Source organism: Symbiopectobacterium sp. (assembly GCF_047692315.1).
Lineage (GTDB): Bacteria > Pseudomonadota > Gammaproteobacteria > Enterobacterales > Enterobacteriaceae > Symbiopectobacterium.
In genome coordinates, this window is sequence record NZ_JBLLJS010000024.1 from 20476 (window position 1) to 37205 (window position 16730).

The 16730-nt window shown below is 50.8% G+C and carries 22 protein-coding genes and 3 pseudogenes; 17 read left to right on the top strand and 8 right to left on the bottom strand.

What is annotated here, in order from left to right:
- Positions 1 to 88 precede the first annotated feature (88 nt).
- A pseudogene (locus tag ACMZI0_RS14465) lies at positions 89 to 852 on the top strand (DNA adenine methylase).
- Between the two features lie 12 nt (positions 853 to 864).
- Positions 865 to 1122: a hypothetical protein gene (locus ACMZI0_RS14470; protein ID WP_415673471.1), complete on the top strand. Its 258-nt coding sequence runs from the start codon at positions 865 to 867 to the stop codon at positions 1120 to 1122.
- 249 nt (positions 1123 to 1371) lie between these two features.
- On the opposite strand, the gene ACMZI0_RS14475 is transcribed toward ACMZI0_RS14470, so the two are convergent.
- The gene (locus ACMZI0_RS14475; protein WP_415673472.1) at positions 1372 to 2061 is read right to left on the bottom strand and encodes a hypothetical protein; all 690 of its coding nucleotides are present in this window, start codon (positions 2059 to 2061) and stop codon (positions 1372 to 1374) included.
- Positions 2062 to 2194: 133 nt separating this feature from the next.
- Positions 2195 to 2563: a helix-turn-helix domain-containing protein gene (locus tag ACMZI0_RS14480; protein ID WP_415673473.1), complete on the bottom strand. Its 369-nt coding sequence runs from the start codon at positions 2561 to 2563 to the stop codon at positions 2195 to 2197.
- A 77-nt stretch (positions 2564 to 2640) separates the two neighbouring features.
- On the opposite strand from ACMZI0_RS14480, the gene ACMZI0_RS14485 reads away from it, so the two are divergent.
- From ACMZI0_RS14485 to ACMZI0_RS14545, 13 genes and pseudogenes are all read left to right on the top strand, one after another.
- Positions 2641 to 2829, top strand: coding sequence for a DNA-binding protein (locus ACMZI0_RS14485; protein WP_032438825.1), 189 nt, complete (start codon positions 2641 to 2643; stop codon positions 2827 to 2829).
- A gap of 52 nt (positions 2830 to 2881) precedes the next feature.
- A complete protein-coding gene (locus ACMZI0_RS14490) occupies positions 2882 to 3187 on the top strand; it encodes a helix-turn-helix domain-containing protein (protein WP_415673474.1) in 306 nt (101 codons plus the stop codon).
- A 42-nt stretch (positions 3188 to 3229) separates the two neighbouring features.
- A complete protein-coding gene (locus ACMZI0_RS14495) occupies positions 3230 to 4105 on the top strand; it encodes a DUF3102 domain-containing protein (RefSeq protein ID WP_415673475.1) in 876 nt (291 codons plus the stop codon).
- 3 nt (positions 4106 to 4108) lie between these two features.
- Positions 4109 to 5809, top strand: a pseudogene (locus tag ACMZI0_RS14500) (integrase).
- Between the two features lie 10 nt (positions 5810 to 5819).
- Positions 5820 to 6977, top strand: a complete 1158-nt coding sequence (locus tag ACMZI0_RS14505) for an ExeA family protein (protein ID WP_415673476.1) — start codon at positions 5820 to 5822, stop codon at positions 6975 to 6977.
- Positions 6978 to 6979: 2 nt separating this feature from the next.
- Positions 6980 to 7249, top strand: coding sequence for a hypothetical protein (locus ACMZI0_RS14510; protein ID WP_415673477.1), 270 nt, complete (start codon positions 6980 to 6982; stop codon positions 7247 to 7249).
- A 17-nt stretch (positions 7250 to 7266) separates the two neighbouring features.
- Positions 7267 to 7880 (top strand): annotated as a pseudogene (locus ACMZI0_RS14515) (DUF3164 family protein).
- Positions 7881 to 7958: 78 nt separating this feature from the next.
- Positions 7959 to 8147, top strand: coding sequence for a hypothetical protein (locus tag ACMZI0_RS14520; protein ID WP_415673478.1), 189 nt, complete (start codon positions 7959 to 7961; stop codon positions 8145 to 8147).
- Positions 8144 to 8440, top strand: coding sequence for a hypothetical protein (locus ACMZI0_RS14525; protein WP_415673479.1), 297 nt, complete (start codon positions 8144 to 8146; stop codon positions 8438 to 8440). The genes ACMZI0_RS14520 and ACMZI0_RS14525 overlap by 4 nt, the downstream gene beginning before the upstream one ends.
- The gene (locus ACMZI0_RS14530; protein WP_415673480.1) at positions 8427 to 9089 is read left to right on the top strand and encodes a hypothetical protein; all 663 of its coding nucleotides are present in this window, start codon (positions 8427 to 8429) and stop codon (positions 9087 to 9089) included. Before ACMZI0_RS14525 ends, ACMZI0_RS14530 begins: the two co-directional genes overlap by 14 nt.
- 216 nt (positions 9090 to 9305) lie before the next feature.
- Positions 9306 to 9521 carry a hypothetical protein gene (locus tag ACMZI0_RS14535; RefSeq protein WP_415673481.1) on the top strand — a complete coding sequence of 72 codons (216 nt, stop codon included), beginning with the start codon at positions 9306 to 9308 and terminating at the stop codon, positions 9519 to 9521.
- On the top strand, positions 9514 to 9939 hold the full coding sequence (locus ACMZI0_RS14540) for a gp16 family protein (RefSeq protein WP_415673482.1): 426 nt from the start codon (positions 9514 to 9516) through the stop codon (positions 9937 to 9939). The genes ACMZI0_RS14535 and ACMZI0_RS14540 overlap by 8 nt, the downstream gene beginning before the upstream one ends.
- Complete coding sequence (locus ACMZI0_RS14545; protein ID WP_415673483.1) at positions 9936 to 10325, top strand: Mor transcription activator family protein; 390 nt, start codon at positions 9936 to 9938, stop codon at positions 10323 to 10325. Before ACMZI0_RS14540 ends, ACMZI0_RS14545 begins: the two co-directional genes overlap by 4 nt.
- Before the next feature lie 282 nt (positions 10326 to 10607).
- Here ACMZI0_RS14545 and ACMZI0_RS14550 read toward each other — a convergent pair whose 3' ends face one another.
- Entirely contained in the window at positions 10608 to 11123 is a 516-nt protein-coding gene (locus ACMZI0_RS14550) for an SLC13 family permease (protein ID WP_415673484.1), read from the bottom strand.
- A 697-nt stretch (positions 11124 to 11820) separates the two neighbouring features.
- Here ACMZI0_RS14550 and ACMZI0_RS14555 point away from each other — a divergent pair.
- Complete coding sequence (locus tag ACMZI0_RS14555; RefSeq protein ID WP_415673485.1) at positions 11821 to 12726, top strand: LysR family transcriptional regulator; 906 nt, start codon at positions 11821 to 11823, stop codon at positions 12724 to 12726.
- 45 nt (positions 12727 to 12771) lie between these two features.
- Here the strand turns inward: ACMZI0_RS14555 and ACMZI0_RS14560 are convergent, their stop codons facing one another.
- The 5 genes from ACMZI0_RS14560 to ACMZI0_RS14580 all read right to left on the bottom strand — a co-directional run bounded on the left by ACMZI0_RS14560 (position 12772) and on the right by ACMZI0_RS14580 (position 16273).
- The gene (locus tag ACMZI0_RS14560; protein WP_195314740.1) at positions 12772 to 12960 is read right to left on the bottom strand and encodes a YpfN family protein; all 189 of its coding nucleotides are present in this window, start codon (positions 12958 to 12960) and stop codon (positions 12772 to 12774) included.
- Between the two features lie 2 nt (positions 12961 to 12962).
- On the bottom strand, positions 12963 to 13637 hold the full coding sequence (locus tag ACMZI0_RS14565; protein WP_415673486.1) for a M15 family metallopeptidase: 675 nt from the start codon (positions 13635 to 13637) through the stop codon (positions 12963 to 12965).
- Positions 13634 to 14761, bottom strand: coding sequence for a succinyl-diaminopimelate desuccinylase (dapE, locus tag ACMZI0_RS14570; protein WP_415673487.1), 1128 nt, complete (start codon positions 14759 to 14761; stop codon positions 13634 to 13636). The genes ACMZI0_RS14565 and dapE overlap by 4 nt, the downstream gene beginning before the upstream one ends.
- Before the next feature lies 1 nt (position 14762).
- Positions 14763 to 15125 (bottom strand): ArsC family reductase, encoded by a 363-nt coding sequence (locus ACMZI0_RS14575; protein ID WP_415673488.1) that lies wholly within the window; start codon positions 15123 to 15125, stop codon positions 14763 to 14765.
- Positions 15126 to 15565: 440 nt separating this feature from the next.
- The gene (locus tag ACMZI0_RS14580; protein ID WP_415673489.1) at positions 15566 to 16273 is read right to left on the bottom strand and encodes an aspartate/glutamate racemase family protein; all 708 of its coding nucleotides are present in this window, start codon (positions 16271 to 16273) and stop codon (positions 15566 to 15568) included.
- A 222-nt stretch (positions 16274 to 16495) separates the two neighbouring features.
- Between ACMZI0_RS14580 and cspE the strand changes: the two genes are divergently transcribed.
- Positions 16496 to 16705, top strand: coding sequence for a transcription antiterminator/RNA stability regulator CspE (cspE, locus tag ACMZI0_RS14585; protein ID WP_132452638.1), 210 nt, complete (start codon positions 16496 to 16498; stop codon positions 16703 to 16705).
- The last annotated feature ends 25 nt before the right edge of the window (positions 16706 to 16730 follow it).

Sequence of the window (16730 nt, forward strand, 5' to 3'; positions counted from 1 at the left end):
TACGCTGTGAGCCAACCAGGGTTCAGTCAGTCTCGCGAGACCGGACTAGCCTGCCATATTTTCACCGACTGTAAAAGGCTTACGGATAATGAAACAACAATCTTTGCCCATCGTTCCCTGGATTGGGGGGAAACGCCGCCTTGCAAAACATATTCTTCCACTGTTCCCTGCACATACCTGCTACGTGGAACCCTTCAGCGGTGCAGTGGCGCTGTATTTTCTCAAGACACCCAGTAGACCGAAGTGATTAACGATATCAATGGGGAGCTTGTGAACCTGTACAGAGTGGTAAAACACCATCTGGAAGAGTTTATCCGCCAGTTTAAATGGGCGCTGGTGAGTCGCCAAATCTACAAATGGTTGCAGAATACGCCGGAAGAAACGCTGACCGATATTCAGCGTGCAGCCCGGTTCTACTACCTGCAGAAACAGGCATTTGGCGGCAAGGTAGCGGACCACACCTTCGGTACTTCCACCACCAGTGCGCCACGCTTTAACCTGCTGCGTATTGAAGAAGAACTGTCGATGGCGCACCTGCGCCTGTCGAGAACATTGATAGAACATCTGGACTGGCAACAGTGCATAAAGCGCTATGACCGCCCCCATACGCTGTTTTACTGCGACCCGCCATACTGGGGAACGGAAGGCTACGGCGTGGAGTTTGGACTGGAAAACTATGACCACATGGTAGAACTGGCACGTAGTATCAAAGGGAATATGATTATTTCGGTGAACGATATCCCGGAAATGAGGCAGGCTTTCAACGGTCTGAACATTCAGACTGTTGGCATCAACTACAGCCTGGCGGGTAAGCCATCATCCCGTCAGGAACTTGTGATATGCAATTTCTGAAAGGAGAAACGCATGAGTTCAGCAATCAGTAAACCCGGAGCCTCATACTTAATGGGAATAACCTGCGATAAGTATGAAACTGCGGAAAAAATCTACACCCTTAGCGTCAACGCAGACAATTTGGCAGAGGCAATAAGAGAGATGCAGACCGCACTTAAGCAGGTGGGGAACATGACTCAGGCATTCCCCGAAAGTAAGCTGAACGGAATACACATCGGCCAGCTAATATTGACCATTGGCGCCAATCCCAAAAGCAGAAAGCCTTGCTAATGTCAGTTTATCGGGCAGCTCCAGCTAGTTTTGTCATCAGGTGTAAATATCATCAGACAGCCCGCTCGTGGAGGTTTATTGTCTGATGTAGGAGGTAACACCTCAATTTTTTTCTCTACTGGTGGAGCTTGCCTGATTTCTTTTGCACAACTCACAGCGCTTTCATGATATGAGTCATATTGACGTTTAATTTGTTTTAAAGCGGAACCAACTCTTTGAGGGTCATTTGAGGATAAATCTTTAAGTGAACTAATCTGTTCTGACCACCAACTCTGAGCATTCGCACCCACCATCCTGCAGGAACCATAAGCCGGGAACATATCGTCTTTCGTTACAAATTGATTCCTCATCCTCCAGTTGCCTGAACAATCTGCCGTAGTTAGCAAAATCATCAGGCTGCCAGTCTGTTTTTTGCTTAATCATCTGCATGGAATCCCATACTTTTTTCAGATACGCGACACCGATATCAACACGCTCTTTGTCATTTAACTTTGTGAAATCATATGGTGTATAGGTTAAGTTATCGGCATTGAGATAGAACCAATAGTCACTATCTAAATCCTGTACAACTCTGTCTAGAGCAACAGATTTACAGGCTCTCTTAGGCACTTTAATGGCTGTGCCTTCTTTATTAATTTCGATGAAACAATTATTTCCCTGAGAGAGATACTCTGCGGGGATTTTTGCATTTTCAGGAATATGAAACATGATTGTTAGCCAATAGTTTTGCTCAACGTGGGTATTTTGGAATTGATCAGCATATCGATTTAACCCTGGCAGCATGTTTTTTATAGCTGGTAACAGTTTGTTTACGGCCACATCATCCGTCTGCACTATGAATTCTACTGTTTTAGGCATGGGTGAGTCCGAAGCTCCGTCTTGCCCTCCATCACAACCAAAAAGTAAAGACAGAGCAAAAGCCAAAAACACCTTACGCATATAATATCCTTATCAACAAATTGTTCTAAAAAAGAACAGATTAACCCTATTTATTTTTGTTGCAACATTGTCTGCGAAAAGCAGAGAAGTCGACCACATTACCTTTACCCGAGACTCCTCATTGGGCTGAGCATCATCCAGCAAATTTGCTTGGTTTTGGCTGAGCAAGGACTTTGCTGACCTCAAGAATAGCCCTCCGCTGTTCGGGAGTCATACCGTCGAACGCGTCCATTAACTCTTTTTTTTCTGGTGATACTACCGGGGGTTCTTGTGAAACACTGCTGCTCACTCCAGTGAGCAACCATGTCAGGTCGACACCAAACTCTTGGTGTATGCGTAATAGAAAATCGCCACCAGGCATGGCTTTCCCTCTTTCTATCTGGCTTATACCACCGTTAGAGATACCGAGACGAGCGGCAAAGTCACGCTGATTCATACCTGCTTTCTTACGGATTGAGGTCACACGTTCACCCACATCAATGCTCATTAAAGTGAATATCATCTTGATTTGCTCATAATTATGAGCAATAATCTAACACACATAAGGCAAACATCATTGCATCAACGAAGGAGACAACGATGACTGCAGAACAAGTCAAATCACTCTTCCGCCAGCGCGGGGTCACTTTCACCCGCTGGGCAGAAGAAAACGGCTACAGCCGCAATGAGGTTTACCGTGTTCTTAACGGCTTCACCAAAGCCCGTTACGGCAAATCCCACGAAATTGCCGTGAAGCTGGGTCTGAAACCAGATTCAAATGCGGCCTGAAGTTTTAGCCTGCGTAAAAGGTTATCACATATTGCAAAAAGGGGAATGTGACATGAGTAAGGCAAATATCTCCAGTTCTGGCTCTCGCATTCTGCGTGTCCTTAAAGCTCTGCGCGGTCACGCTCTGAACGGTGTTTCTAACGGCGAACTGGCATCGGCTCTGGGCGAGTCCCCGGCGAATATCAATCGGGCGCTCAATACCCTTATCGAAGAAGGGCTGGCTCTGAAACTGGATAACGGACGTTTTGCCCCTGGAGTCCAGCTATTACAGATCGCCATGGCGCACAGCACCGAAATGGCACGGGCGCAGGATAGTATCAATGAAATTAACCAGCGAGTTATGGCTGGCAGTCGCTAAGGAGTTGAAATGGGACGTACAAAATCATAACCAGTTGAATTAGTGGAAGATGCACCGTTGACCGATGGTCTCAGCGTCAATCTTAATGCTATGTCCGAACATCGCCTCGTAATCATGCAGCAGTTCGGTGATGGTTTGCCGTATGAGCGTGATCGTATCGTTCACGAGACACGGTTTTACATGGCTCAGAGTGCTGAGGCCATGCTGGAAGCGGGTAAACGCCTGATTATCCTCAAGGAGAATGAGCCGCATGGTGAGTTTGTTGAGATTGTCAGAGAGCATCTTGGCATTGAACCTCGCATTGCGCAAAAAATGGCTCAGGCCGCTCTCAAATTTTTATCTCCGGGACTGGAGTCAAAAGCGAAAACGTTTTCGCTTTTAGGTCGTTCAAAATTATACGAACTGATGCTGGAAGATGATGAAGAACTTGCTCAATTAGCAGATGGCGGCACTGTAGCAGGTCTCACGCTAGATGATGTTGATCGTATGAGTTGCCGCGAATTGAAGGCCGCCCTACGCGAAGCCCGCGAAACAAACGCCGCGCAACAGCGCGTACTCGCCGACAAAAACGAAAAAATCGACTCGCTCTCCACGAAGCTGGAGAAGAAGTCCCGTATTCAGCCACCCAAGCCTGACGAAGAGGTGAAGAAGCTGCGGGCGGAAGTGACGGCGTTATCCACCGAAGCGGAATCTGCCATCACCGTTCGACTGTTCAGCGCCTTTGAGACCCTGAGTGCCTATTGCGCAGAAAACCAGATTGATACGCCGAAAGACTTTATGGCGGGTCTGGTCTGCAAACTGGAGAGTGCTGCCCGAAATCTGCGCTCCACATTTGACCTGCCGGATGAGCCGACAGGTAACGCCGCCCCTTCATGGCTGACTGAGCCAGAGCCTGAGATTAACCGGCAGGAGGCGTAACCGATGAGCGCCGCCCTGACTGAACGACTGGTTTCTGTTGCCCGCGCGGCACGTGACGCGGGGCATGGAAAGCGCGGTGTGGTATATGACGCAGCCTGCGCTGAACTGGGCCTCTCCCGCGCCACACTACTGCGCAAGCTGAAGGAGGTATCTGTACTGATAAACGTAAAAAACGCGCTGATGCCGGGCGCAGCGCACTGAGCCGCGACGAAGCCGCACTGATATCTGCGACCCTGCGTGAAGCGACCCGTAAAAACGGCAAGCGTCTTTATTCCATTGCTGACGCGGTAGAGACCCTGCGCACTAACGGCTTCGTCAGCGCAGGCAGAACGGATGAAGAAACCGGCGAGTTCTTCCCGCTGTCTGAGGACACCATCAGCCGCGCCCTGCGTAACTACGGCCTGCACCCGGAACAGCTGGACACCCCGGCTCCGTCTTCTGAGATGGCCAGCCTGCACCCTAACCACGTATGGGAGATTGATGCTTCGCTTTGCACCCTTTATTACCTGAGCAACGGCCACAAGGGATTGCAGGTGATGGACAGCGCGAAGTTCTATAAGAACAAGCCTGCCAATATTGCCCGCATCGCCAGTGACCGCGTGTGGAGTTATGAGATTACCGACCACACCAGCGGCTGGATTTACGTTGAGTACGTAATGGGTGTTGCACGGTGTGCCGAAAATTCTCTACCTCGACCCCGGTTCGGCGAACACCGCTGGTATGACTAAAAACATGTGCCGGTCACTGGGTATCAACCTGATAGCGCACAAGCCGCATAACGCCCGTGCCACCGGGCAGGTGGAAAAAGCCCGCGACATTATCGAGCGCAAGCTGGAGCTAGGGCTGAAATTCCAGCTGGTCAACAGCCTGGAAGAGCTGAACGCACTGGCCGTGAAATGGCGCAGCCACTTTAACGCCACGGCAGTTCACAGCCGCCACCGTAAAACCCGCACGGATATCTAGCTGAAAATTACCGCCGATCAACTTCTGAAAGCGCCAACCGCTGAAGTGTGCCGCGAACTGGCAGTGGCCGCGCCGGAGAGCCGCAAAGTTACATCAAAGCTGCGGGTACCGTTCCGAGGCATCGAGTACGACGTCTCTGCGGTACCGGGCGTGATGGTTGGCGAAAAGCTGATGATTACACGCAATCCATGGCGCACCGATGCCGCACAGGTTGTGCTGACGGGGGAGGATGGACACGAGATGTTCTTCCTCGTTGACGAGGTTAAAAAGAACGAGTTTGGCTTTGCTGAAAGCGCTGCGGTATTCGGTGAAAGCCATAAAGCCGTGGCAGATACCCCGGCCCAGACGGCGGCAAAAGAGATTGAACAGCTTGTCACCGGGACGGAGAACGCGACTGATGCCGTTGCAGCACGCAAGGCGAAAGCGCTGCCGTTCGGCGGACGACTTGACCCGTACAAACATATCGACGACGCCACGCTTCCGGCCTATATGCCGAAGCGCGGTCAGGCTTCAGACGTGCGCGGGCCACGTATTGAGCATCGTCCGCTGACCCATGTGGAGGCGGCGAAAGCCCTGCGCGAGAAGTTCAGCGCGAACAGCCATACCTGGACGCCGGAACATTACCGCCAGTTAACGGCGCAGTACCCGGACGGTGTACCTGAAGCCGCGCTTGATGAGGTGATGGTCACCCTGACCACCCCGGCCCGCAACAGCGTTATCAGCATCGTTAACGGTAACTGAGGAGGACAACATGCTGGTACTGAAGCAACAACTGAAAGAGGCCCGCATCCCGCAGGCGGTGGTGGCAAGAGCCGTTGCCGTTTCCGAGGCCACGCTGGCACAGATTGTGAACCATAACGAGTGGCCCCGCACCAGCCCGGAGGAGGTGCGCCAGCGTCTGGCGTCTTATCTGGTAAGTCAGGGGATTGATACAGCGAAGAGTTTTGATGCTGCACAGGGCGCAGCCACGCCCCGTACAGCAGGTACAACCAACCTCAGTGAGGAAGAGAACATGTTACTCAAAAAGCAGGTGTTATTTCCAGCAACCAAAAAAGCGTTTGGCCTTTTCCGTGACCCGTTTGCCGATGAAGCCATGCAGGGCGCGGACGATGTGTTCACCACTCCGGATATCCGTTACGTGCGTGAGGCACTCTACCAGACCGCCCGCCACGGTGGCTTTATGGCGGTTATCGGTGAGTCCGGTGCGGGTAAATCCACGCTACGCCGCGACCTGATTGAACGCATCAACCGTGAGAATGCACCGGTGGTGGTCATTGAACCCTACATCATCGCCATGGAAGACAATGACGTGAAAGGGAAAACCCTGAAGGCGGCGGCTATCGCCGAGGCCATCGTCAGCACCATCGCGCCGCTGGAGAACATCAAACGCAGCCAGGATGCCCGTTTTTGCCAGTTGCACCGCGTACTGAAAGACAGCTGCTCAGCGGGTTTCAACCACGTTCTGGTGATTGAGGAAGCCCACAGCCTACCGATTCCAACTTTAAAGCATCTCAAGCGTTTCTTTGAGCTGGAGTCCGGTTTTAAACGGTTGCTGTCCATCGTGCTGATTGGGCAGCCGGAGCTGGCAGACAAGCTTTCCGAACGCAACATGGAAGTACGTGAAGTCGTACAGCGCTGCGAGGTGGTTGAACTGCTGCCACTGGACAACAGCCTCGAAGAGTTTCTGGCGTTCAAGCTGCAACGCGCCGGTAAGCAGCTGGCAGACGTCATGGACGCCAGCGCGGTGGACACCATTCGCGCCCGCCTGAGTAATCTGGGTAGCAACCGTAAAAGCATGGTCAGCCTGCTGTATCCGCTGGCCGTCAGTAACCTGGTGATAGCCGCCATGAATCTGGCTGCTGAAATCGGGGTTCCGCAGGTCAATGCCGACGTCGTCAAGGGGGTGTAACAATGAAATCCATCACCGATATCAACCAGCAGATGCACCATTTGCAGTCTGCCATAGCAGCGCTGAACGCCATGAACAGCACCGTTCAGAGCATCATGATTGTAGGCAGTAAGCCGGTCATCCGCATCGCCAGAAACGGCCACTGTGCTCGCCTGCTGGCGCAGGGGAAAGCAAGTTATATCCATGTTGGCCATGACGGCTCAGGGCGTTTCCGTCAGGGCGTCTTTGAGTTGCATGGCTGCCGGATTACCTGGTCAGAGTCATTACATTAACCACAAGGTGAACAAAAATGAGCGAAATAAATAAAGACGAATATATGAAAGACCGTAAAGGCCGTCTGGTGCCGGTTGCACAGGTGTCTGATTACGATCTGGCGATGGATTCCTTTGTCAGAGAGCAGGTCGCGGCTGCTAAGGTCAAAAGTGCTGACCTCAGCGACTTCAAGCAGCGCGCTTTTGATGAGTGCTATGCCTGGCTTGACCTGGTGGCCGAGAAGTACGGCAGAACACGCGGTAGGGTCAAGGGTAACGTAACATTCAGCAGCTTTGACGGCAGTGAACAAATCACTATCCGTGTGCAGGAAACCCTGACTTTCGGGCCTGAGCTGCAGATTGCCAAAGACCTGATTGACGAGTGCGTCACCGAGTGGTCTGAAGGCGCGAACGCCAACCTGCGGGCCATCATCGGTGACGCCTTCCAGGTTGATAAAGAGGGCCAGCTTAATACCGGGCGTATTCTTTCCCTGCGCCGGGTCACAAAATTCAGGACGAACGCTGGATCCGGGCGATGGGGGCTATATCGGAATCACTGCAGGTAGCCATGTCCAAAACCTATATTAATTTCCGGGAGAAAGACAAACACGGGAAGCTAATTAATATTCCGTTAGATATCGCTGCCATTTAATTTTAATTCATTTTCTTTTTATTTCGGCGTTAGCGCCGTGGGTTTCTGCACGCCGAAAACAGCTTTAAGGAATTAAACATGTCCATCAAATGCACCAACTGCCAGAAAGGCATTACCACCATGAAGTTCAGCGAGGCCCGCGTCATTACCTCCGGTAAATACCGTGTCCCTGCGGTTCTCGTCACGCTGGTATGCCCTCACTGCAGCCAGCATTACTACGTGGAAGTCCCTGCTATGGAGTTCATCCCCTGCGAGGTGAAACAATGAAAGGCATGAAATTATATAACCGCTGCACTATATACGGCCTGGCCCTGAAAACCTTTGGCCCTGAAGCACAGGCGCTGAAGCTGATGGAGGAGGCCGCCGAACTGGCCGCTGCTGCCGCCCGCAACATGAATGGGCTGGGTAATGAGGTTGACCTGGCTGGCGAACTGGCTGACGTTGAAATCATGATTGAACAGTTCCGCCTCAACGGGATGGGCCTGCTGATTGACTTTCATAAGCAGAAAAAGCTGGAACGCCTTGCCGAACGTCTGGGGGTGACTTATGCCGCAGAATAATAAGTTAGCTGAAGAACGTCTGCTCTATATCTATCAAAGCCTGAAGCGCTGGGCCGATCATGATGCCGTATTAAACAGCTATATCAGCGGCCAAAAGATAGACCCAATATTTCATGACTGCGTTGTAGCACTGACTGAGTTGCTGGATCACCGCAAATCAGGTACGCCTGAACCTGTTTCATTCGATGCGCTCAACGCAGCAGTAGCAGAAGTCACTGGCGGTAATCAGAACGCCTGGAATGGCAATATTTACAAGGGCCATCAGGAAGTTCCATTTATCAATTACAACTCACTATCGCGAATCGTTGAGAAGTTTAGAACTGCCTCTTTTGGGTTGATGGATAAATTTGAGCAACACATCCTCGCCGCTGGGTTGCTGGATGATAACAGCGTAACCATCCGCGAGTGTAAAGAGGCTTTAGGCCATGTAATTGAGGGGAGTAAGCCGCATTTGCATTCCATAGAACAGCCAGCATTGGTGGTACCGGAAGAGATCATGCCAGACCACGATAACACCTATGACTATGTAGACGGTTGGAACGCCTGTCGTACCGCCATGCTTCAGGCTATGTCCCGCCACGAAGGCGAGAGCAGGCTGCTGCACCAGCCAGTAAATGGACAGGAACAGTGGAAACTGGGGGCTAAGTGATTATGTTCTTACGCAAAAAGAAAGTACCAAAACCATGCCGTACCACTGCTAAATACCTTTTTGCTCGCGCCTTTTTTAAGAATGTCAGGCCGGGGATTCAAATTAGCGTTGTGGCTGGGCGCGAACAGGTTAAACACTACATGTCAGGAGCATGGTGGAATAACAACCCGATTATTACGGCCCGTAACATTCATATTAACTGGGGCGGGATTCATTATGATCGCTGAATTCTATGTCTCAGCACTATTCTGGTACGGTTTTGTTGGGGGGTGTACCGCTCAGTTGCACCTTTATATGGGTTTTTACTCGCGATATCGGGGGGTAAAACGCTGGATTAGCTGGTCAGTTATCTGCCTGTTCTGGCCATTAACCCTGCCGATTTTTGTCGACTTTATTAGCCAACTGGATGCTGGAGACGACAGCCATGACTAAACAACAGTTAATCCAGCTTATTCATATTGCCCGTAATGACCTGAAGATGGACGAAGACACCTACCGTCAGATGTTGCAGGGGCTAACTGGCACGGCTTCAACCAAAGGGATGGATCTTCCGCAGCTAACCAAAGTGCTGGAGTCCATGAAAAAGAAAGGATTCAGGGTTAAGCCTGCCGGAAACGCTAAAACCGGTATTGCGCTGGATGACCATCCACAGTCCCGCAAAATACGCGCTCTCTGGCTGGATATGGCTGCTGCAGGCGTTATCCGTGACAGTTCTGAACTCTCGCTGGCACGTTGGGTGAAACGGGAAACCGGTGTTGACGGGTTGCGCTGGCTGAACTCGGAACAGGCCAGCAGTGTTATTGAGAAGCTCAAAAAGTGGCATTACCGGACAACGGGGAAACGAACATGAGCGACCATAGCCAGTTTCGCAGTAAAGGGCCTGAATTGCTGGTTGAACTTGCCCAGCATACCGCTACAACGGTGCGTGAAATCATCGAGATTGACATCGCAGTGGCTGACCAAATCGGCGAGGCAGTAGCCAACCGCATGATGCAGGTCTGGGGCGGGCAGAACGTGTATTTCCCGATGGGCATGGTCTGGAAGGTCAGCCAGCGCGACAGGGAAATCTTCCTGGAGTTCGACGGACGCAACCATCACGAACTGGCCCGCAAGTTCGGCGTTTCGCTACAGTGGATCTACAGTGTGGTGAAACGGGTTAAAAGGGAAGGACTGGATCGGATGCAGGGTAAGCTGTTTGATGGTGAACCTGATGACGATGCCGGAACAAGGGAGTAAAATCACAATCCAGACTGGTTCGAACTTGTTTTTTTCGGGCCGGTGTGATTTTCACATACTGTAAGGTTATTGCACACTCCATCCAGTCTCTTCCCATGTTGACCCAGTTCATCCCATAATTATCTCACTAATTCCCTGTGATTTATCTCAAGTCTAATCACGCAGGGCTTTTTCTTCGTCGCTCAGCTCTTTAACGTGTTCTTGCGCATTGAATGAGGCAGGGCCGCCAGCCAGTGGGTTGCCGCCTGCCAGGCCAAGGCGTTTTTCCTCTTTCTTGCCCCATTAGTAGCCTATCAGTACCATGAAAGCCAGGCCATAAACCTGAGCAGGAATCAGCGGAATAAACAGGTCCTGCGTGGAGATGTTGAGCGCGGCGGAGGCACAGATCATCGGGCCGGTCCACGGCAGGAAGTTAACACCGGCGCTCAGGGCGGTAATACCCACCAGAATGCGCTTGTCCATGCCCAGCTTGTTGAACAGCGGTAGCATGGCGGGCACGGTGATCAGAAAAGTGACCGCACCGTTGCCATCCAGGTGCGCCAGCAATGCCAGTACACCCGTACCGATGATGATTCTTACCGGGCTGGTTCCTACCATACGCAAAATGCCACGAATGATCGGATCAAACATGCCTGCGTCGGTGACCACGCCGAAAAAGCAGATAGCGAATACAAACATGACTGCCATTGGTGTCAGTTTGGTAATCCCATCAACGACGTATTTGGCTGTGTCTGTACCGCTACCGGCCAGTAATGCCCCGGCAATCGGAATGACGATCAATGCCACCAGCGGTGACATTCGTTTGGTCATAATGAAAAATAATAGGGTGGCAATGGTGAGCACCCCCGATTAACGCTAACATAAAGCACTCCTCTACTTATTATTGTGCGCAGTTGACAATTCATGCTTGTTTAACGAGTATGTTAAAAATTTATCGTTTTTATAACAAACCTGAAGATCAACGCCTAACCCAGAACAGATATTGTTGGCTGCGCTATTTTTATCATTTGGAATTGAAACAGACTAACTCATAATGGCAATGGATTCATTTGAAAACAGAATGGGTTTATTCTATTTGCAGATCAAATAAATAACCAAGGATTACCTATATATGAGTAACTGACTGTTTTAAAATGGCATCGTAGAATAATTTGCGATAGGAATGGGTGAGGTGTTGTGATAGTGCTTCAAAATGTAGCAATTGCATCTTTTATCTGAAGGTCAAATAAGGTTAAATAATTGTGGCGATGATCATAAAAACAAAATAAGTCACTTGATTGAAATAAAGTTTGTTAATTTTTTACCGATGTGTAAGGTCAATACCCAAAATAATTCGAGTTACAGGAAGGCGGCAAGTGCTGTTCAGCAGGGTGAATCTCAGGATGAGATTCATTAATCCCGATGAGCTTACTGAAGTAAGTGATTCGGGTGAATGAGCGCAGCCAACGCACCTGTAATTTGAAGTATGACGGGTATAATTCTAGATAGAGGTGCTATGAACTTATCCATTAAACAATTGAGGGTATTTATTGCACTCACGGAAACTGAAAATTTTACCCGGGCTGCGCAGAAAATAAACTTGTCGCAACCCGCGTTTAGCGCCTTGATCGCGGCATTGGAAGAAGAGGCGGGATATCGCCTTTTCGATCGTGATACACGCAAGGTACAATTAAACGGTAATGGCATTCATTTTATTGATATTGCTCGCCGATTAATTAAGTCGCATGACGATGCCGTCGTGGAGATTAAATCTTATGCCACCGGTTACAAAGGTAAAATTGTACTGGCGGTGTTGCCCTCTATGGCGGTGGAATGGTTGCCACAGGTGCTGGCGCAGCACCATCGCGCGCATCCTGACATCAAGGTTGAGCTGCTGGATACGCAGTGGGATCGCTGTCTGAAGGCGATTCTGGATGGACGCGCCGATCTGGCCTTAACCGCAGGGCAGCCTTCGCCAGGAACCTTCAGTTCCCGGATGTTGTTTGCCGATGAGTTTTTCCTGATCTGCCATCGCAACCACCCTCTGGCCCAGCGCGAGAGCGTGGATGTCGCCGAAGTGGCACAGCAGGCCTTTGTCGGCTTTTCTCAGGGAACCAGTATCCGTCAGTACACCGATCAACTGATGGCACCGCACAGCTTTAACTACGTGCTTGAAGTGCGTCAACTGACAACCATGATGGGATTAGTGGCCGCCAACTATGGCGTCAGCATCGTGACCGGGCTGACCTTGTTTCAGTTCCAACACAAGGATATTGCCATTGTGCCGTTTCGCGATCTCTCTTTGCAGCGCGGCATCTATCTGGTAACGGATAAAGAACGACAGTTGTCGCAGTGTGCCAAGGAGTTCTACGAATTTTTGCAGGAAAAGGCGGAGAGTTTCATCCCTCGCTCCGTGCGCTGACTTTTTGCTAAAAGCAGCCCGCGGGCAAAATGATGGGAAACCGCGTCAGGGCTTTTTCTCTGGCCAGTCATCTTCCTTGTCCCACTCGGCATTGTTGTCTCTGTGGGGAGGCAACTCCGGTTTGTTTTTGAGAAAGCGTTTATGGTCGAGGCGGCTGAGTTCCTTCATGCCGTTAATCACCATGCCAACCAGAATGATCAGAATGACCCACCAATAATCAGCCAGCCAGGACATGTTTAATCCTCATCAATATTTGTGATAAAGCGGGAAAAAATATCAGGCAGGTGTGTACGTAACCACACATCCCTCGCGATATCCTCATGCTGCCAGGCCGCCAGAATGACGTCCGGCGTCAACTGTTGTGCCGCCGGTTTGGCCAAGGGTTTGTAGCTGATGTGCCAGGGTTCCACGGCAACGCCACCGCGATCGTGGGCAAAAGGTCGATAAAATTCGAATTGCGCCATATTGGCACTGAGCCAGTCGTTCAGTTCAGCAAAATAGCCACCAGCCTGATATTCCCACGGCTCTAGTTGCAGGAGAGCGCCCTGAGGCAAGCGTGACGGATCGTAAATATCAAGCTCGGTGCCCCAGTGATGGCGACTGGCTCCTGGCAGAGCTGACCAGCACAATATCGCGGCACAGCGTTCTGCGACGGGAAGCGTAGCAGCCACCAGCGGCTGGCTATTTTTATCCAGTAACGGGCGTTCGCCGCTGAATTTTTGATTCCAGATCTGGCGCTGGCGGGCAAAATCACGAAAGGTGCTGGTGGGCTGTAAATTAAAGCCATCACGAGCTGCTGCCTGTTGCAGGCCGGTAAAGGCGGCGATAGCTGCTGGTTGCAGACTGTGCGCCTCGCCAAGCGGGGCAAGGTGCTCACGGGTTTTCCCCGTGAGCATAGCGTGCGTCATCATGCGATGAGCTGCTCCATAATGCGTTGATAAATACGGCTCAGTAGTTGCAGGTCGGCGGCGTTGACGCACTCATCCACTTTGTGGATAGTGGCGTTAACCGGCCCCAGTTCTACCACCTGTGCCCCCATCTGTGCGATGAAGCGCCCGTCTGACGTACCGCCATTGGTCAGCAACTCCGGGGTTATTTCACTGTAATGCTCAACAGCGGTCACTACAGCATCAACCAGTTCCCCGCGCGGTGTCAAAAATGGTTGGCCGGAAAGGTTCCAGTTCAGCGTGTAGTTAAGCTGGTGGCGGTCCAGCAGAGCAGCTACGCGCGCTTTGATCATTTCGTCTGTCAACTCGGTGCTAAAGCGAAAATTAAACTGCACCAACAGTTCGCCGGGGATCACGTTATTGCTGCCGGTGCCCGCATTGATATTAGCGATTTGCATGCTGGTAGGGGGAAAGAAGGCATTGCCCTGATCCCACTCGGTTGCCACCAACTCATTCAGTGCCCCCATGGCACGATGCACCGGGTTGTCTGCCAGATGCGGGTAGGCAACATGGCCTTGTACCCCACGCACGGTCAGATTGGCGGTGATGGAGCCTCGACGCCCATTTTTCACCACATCGCCCAGTTTGGTGGTACTTGAAGGTTCGCCCACCAGACAGTAATCCAGACGCTCATTACGTGCCATTAACGCATCAACGACTTTCACCGTGCCATTAACTGCACTGGCTTCTTCATCTGAGGTAATCAGAAACGCCAGACGTCCCTGATGATGTGGATTAGCCTGTACAAAGCGCTCAGCGGCAACCACCATGGCGGCTATCGACCCTTTCATGTCCGCCGCGCCGCGCCCATACAAAAAGCCATCGCGCAGTGTGGGCTCAAACGGAGGATGTTGCCAACGGCTGGCATCGCCGCTTGGAACCACATCGGTATGTCCGGAAAATGCCAGCGTTTTTCCTTCACCGCGCCATGCCCAGAAGTTTTCAGTATCGCCAAAATCCATTTTCTCAATGGTGAAGCCCACCGCTTTCAGTCGTTCAATCAGCAGTGCCTGACACCCTTCATCACGCGGGCTGAGCGAGGGGCGTTTAATCAATTGTTGTGCAAGTTCTAGAACGGGGCAGGACATCTCACTCTTTCTCCGCGGTAAAGGCGTGGTAACTTTCGGCATTAAAGCCTAACAGGGTGCGCTCCCCACTCACCAGCAGCGGGCGTTTGATCAAGGCGGGATGGGCCAGCAGCAGTGCACAGGCGCTTTCGGCATCGGTCACCGCAGCGCGCTGTGCGTCGCTTAACTGACTCCAGGTGGTGCCACGCGTATTGATCAGCGGCTGCCAATCACCGACAAGGCGGATAAGGGCGGTCAACTGCGATTGTTCCAGCCCATCGGCACGGTAATTATGAAACTGATAGGCAATCTGGTGCTCTTCCAGCCAGCGTCGTGCTTTCTTGATGGTATCGCAGTTTTTGATACCGTACATCATCAGCGTCATCGTGATAAAAATCCTTTCTTTTCTTGTAGGCGATTGAAACGGCGTGTGATTATGCCAGCATGCCGAAAAATGGCCTGGAGATCCACCGATGTAATCTGCATGGAATGGGATCTTGCTCGCTATTTATACGACAGGAAAACGTTTCGCTGGTTAAAAAGTGGGCGTATACTAGCCGCAGTTAGCCACCAGGGGGGGGACAGGGACATGATGATAGAAGTAGAAGTGCGTCACTGGAAAGACTTCATTGAAGAAATGCTACGTAAAAAATAATTATCGGTTACTTAGTTTTTCCCCATTGATTGATTTGAGTACAGAACCAGGAACAACATTCCACCATAAGTAAAGGCAGCCAGAACGTTCTGACTGCCTTTTTTCATGGATAAAATGAGGAAATCTTGAGTGTTTTAGTCAGGAAATTGTGATTTAAAACAATGATTTCATTATTTGTTAATATATATCAATTGGTTATTTTTTAATGCGTAATCCGCAGCTGCGATAGCATACAGGTGGCTGGTATCAAAAAGGGGAATTTTTGTATCAGATTGATGAACTAAAAGGGGAATTTTGGTGCAACCGAGAATCACTCCCTCAGCACCTTGCTGGGCACGCTGATCGATGATGATGCTAAACGCTTCCCGTGAGTTGTCGCTCCACACGCCGCGGCACAGCTCTTGGTAAATGACACGATTGATTTCGTCACGTTGCTCTGGTTGCGGAATGATGACATCAATGCCGTAGCGTTCCAGTAAGCGACCACGGTAGAAATTCTGCTCCATAGTATAGCGGGTGCCCAATAAGCCGACGCGCGTCATGCCATGCTGTTTCAGGCTGTCGGCAGTGGCATCGGCGATATGCAATACCGGCAATTGACTGGCACGCTCCACCTCGTCAGCAACTTTGTGCATGGTATTGGTACAAATGACAATGGCTTCTGCGCCTGCATGGCGTAGCCCAATGGCGATCTCGGAAAGCCGCTGTGCGGCCTGTGCCCATGCGCCTTGCGCTTGGAGTTGTTCAATATCATGAAAATCTACGCTGTGCAGTATCAGCTTCGCTGAGTGCAAACCACCCAGGCGCTGTTGAACGCGTTCGTTAATGAGACGGTAGTAGGGCACCGTGGATTCCCAACTCATGCCGCGGGTTTTCATTACTCATTAATCCTTTATGTCGTTCACTGTGCTGCCTGACACAGTATGTGGGGAGAAAACGGTAACAAAGGTGTCTCATTTCAAACTATTGGTAAATACGGCAGCTTTTTTAGCGATTTTCATCACTTTTTATCCAAGTTCAACTGGACAAATGCGCCACTAATTGCTGTACTGTATCAGGCATAGATTTTGTGTCTTTCATTCATGTTAAAGGTAAGTTTGATGTCTAAGATTAAAGGTAGCGTTAAGTGGTTCAATGAGTCCAAAGGATTCGGTTTCATTACTCCGGAAGACGGCAGCAAAGATGTATTCGTACACTTCTCTGCAATCCAGAGCAATGGCTTCAAAACTCTGGCTGAAGGTCAGCGTGTAGAGTTTGAAATCACTGACGGTGCTAAAGGCCCATCTGCGGCTAACGTTATCGCTATTTAATAATACCGATTTCTTGAAACCCCGC

Excerpts from the sequence above, each read along its gene's own strand:
- ACMZI0_RS14470 (WP_415673471.1), top strand. The coding sequence starts at position 865 with ATGAGTTCAGCAATCAGTAAACCCGGAGCCTCATACTTAATGGGAATA.
- ACMZI0_RS14475 (WP_415673472.1), bottom strand. The coding sequence starts at position 2,061 with ATGCGTAAGGTGTTTTTGGCTTTTGCTCTGTCTTTACTTTTTGGTTGT.
- ACMZI0_RS14480 (WP_415673473.1), bottom strand. The coding sequence starts at position 2,563 with ATGATATTCACTTTAATGAGCATTGATGTGGGTGAACGTGTGACCTCA.
- ACMZI0_RS14485 (WP_032438825.1), top strand. The coding sequence starts at position 2,641 with ATGACTGCAGAACAAGTCAAATCACTCTTCCGCCAGCGCGGGGTCACT.
- ACMZI0_RS14490 (WP_415673474.1), top strand. The coding sequence starts at position 2,882 with ATGAGTAAGGCAAATATCTCCAGTTCTGGCTCTCGCATTCTGCGTGTC.
- ACMZI0_RS14505 (WP_415673476.1), top strand. The coding sequence starts at position 5,820 with ATGCTGGTACTGAAGCAACAACTGAAAGAGGCCCGCATCCCGCAGGCG.
- ACMZI0_RS14510 (WP_415673477.1), top strand. The coding sequence starts at position 6,980 with ATGAAATCCATCACCGATATCAACCAGCAGATGCACCATTTGCAGTCT.
- ACMZI0_RS14520 (WP_415673478.1), top strand. The coding sequence starts at position 7,959 with ATGTCCATCAAATGCACCAACTGCCAGAAAGGCATTACCACCATGAAG.
- ACMZI0_RS14525 (WP_415673479.1), top strand. The coding sequence starts at position 8,144 with ATGAAAGGCATGAAATTATATAACCGCTGCACTATATACGGCCTGGCC.
- ACMZI0_RS14530 (WP_415673480.1), top strand. The coding sequence starts at position 8,427 with ATGCCGCAGAATAATAAGTTAGCTGAAGAACGTCTGCTCTATATCTAT.
- ACMZI0_RS14535 (WP_415673481.1), top strand. The coding sequence starts at position 9,306 with ATGATCGCTGAATTCTATGTCTCAGCACTATTCTGGTACGGTTTTGTT.
- ACMZI0_RS14540 (WP_415673482.1), top strand. The coding sequence starts at position 9,514 with ATGACTAAACAACAGTTAATCCAGCTTATTCATATTGCCCGTAATGAC.
- ACMZI0_RS14545 (WP_415673483.1), top strand. The coding sequence starts at position 9,936 with ATGAGCGACCATAGCCAGTTTCGCAGTAAAGGGCCTGAATTGCTGGTT.
- ACMZI0_RS14550 (WP_415673484.1), bottom strand. The coding sequence starts at position 11,123 with ATGTCACCGCTGGTGGCATTGATCGTCATTCCGATTGCCGGGGCATTA.
- ACMZI0_RS14555 (WP_415673485.1), top strand. The coding sequence starts at position 11,821 with ATGAACTTATCCATTAAACAATTGAGGGTATTTATTGCACTCACGGAA.
- ACMZI0_RS14560 (WP_195314740.1), bottom strand. The coding sequence starts at position 12,960 with ATGTCCTGGCTGGCTGATTATTGGTGGGTCATTCTGATCATTCTGGTT.
- ACMZI0_RS14565 (WP_415673486.1), bottom strand. The coding sequence starts at position 13,637 with ATGATGACGCACGCTATGCTCACGGGGAAAACCCGTGAGCACCTTGCC.
- dapE (WP_415673487.1), bottom strand. The coding sequence starts at position 14,761 with ATGTCCTGCCCCGTTCTAGAACTTGCACAACAATTGATTAAACGCCCC.
- ACMZI0_RS14575 (WP_415673488.1), bottom strand. The coding sequence starts at position 15,125 with ATGACGCTGATGATGTACGGTATCAAAAACTGCGATACCATCAAGAAA.
- ACMZI0_RS14580 (WP_415673489.1), bottom strand. The coding sequence starts at position 16,273 with ATGAAAACCCGCGGCATGAGTTGGGAATCCACGGTGCCCTACTACCGT.
- cspE (WP_132452638.1), top strand. The coding sequence starts at position 16,496 with ATGTCTAAGATTAAAGGTAGCGTTAAGTGGTTCAATGAGTCCAAAGGA.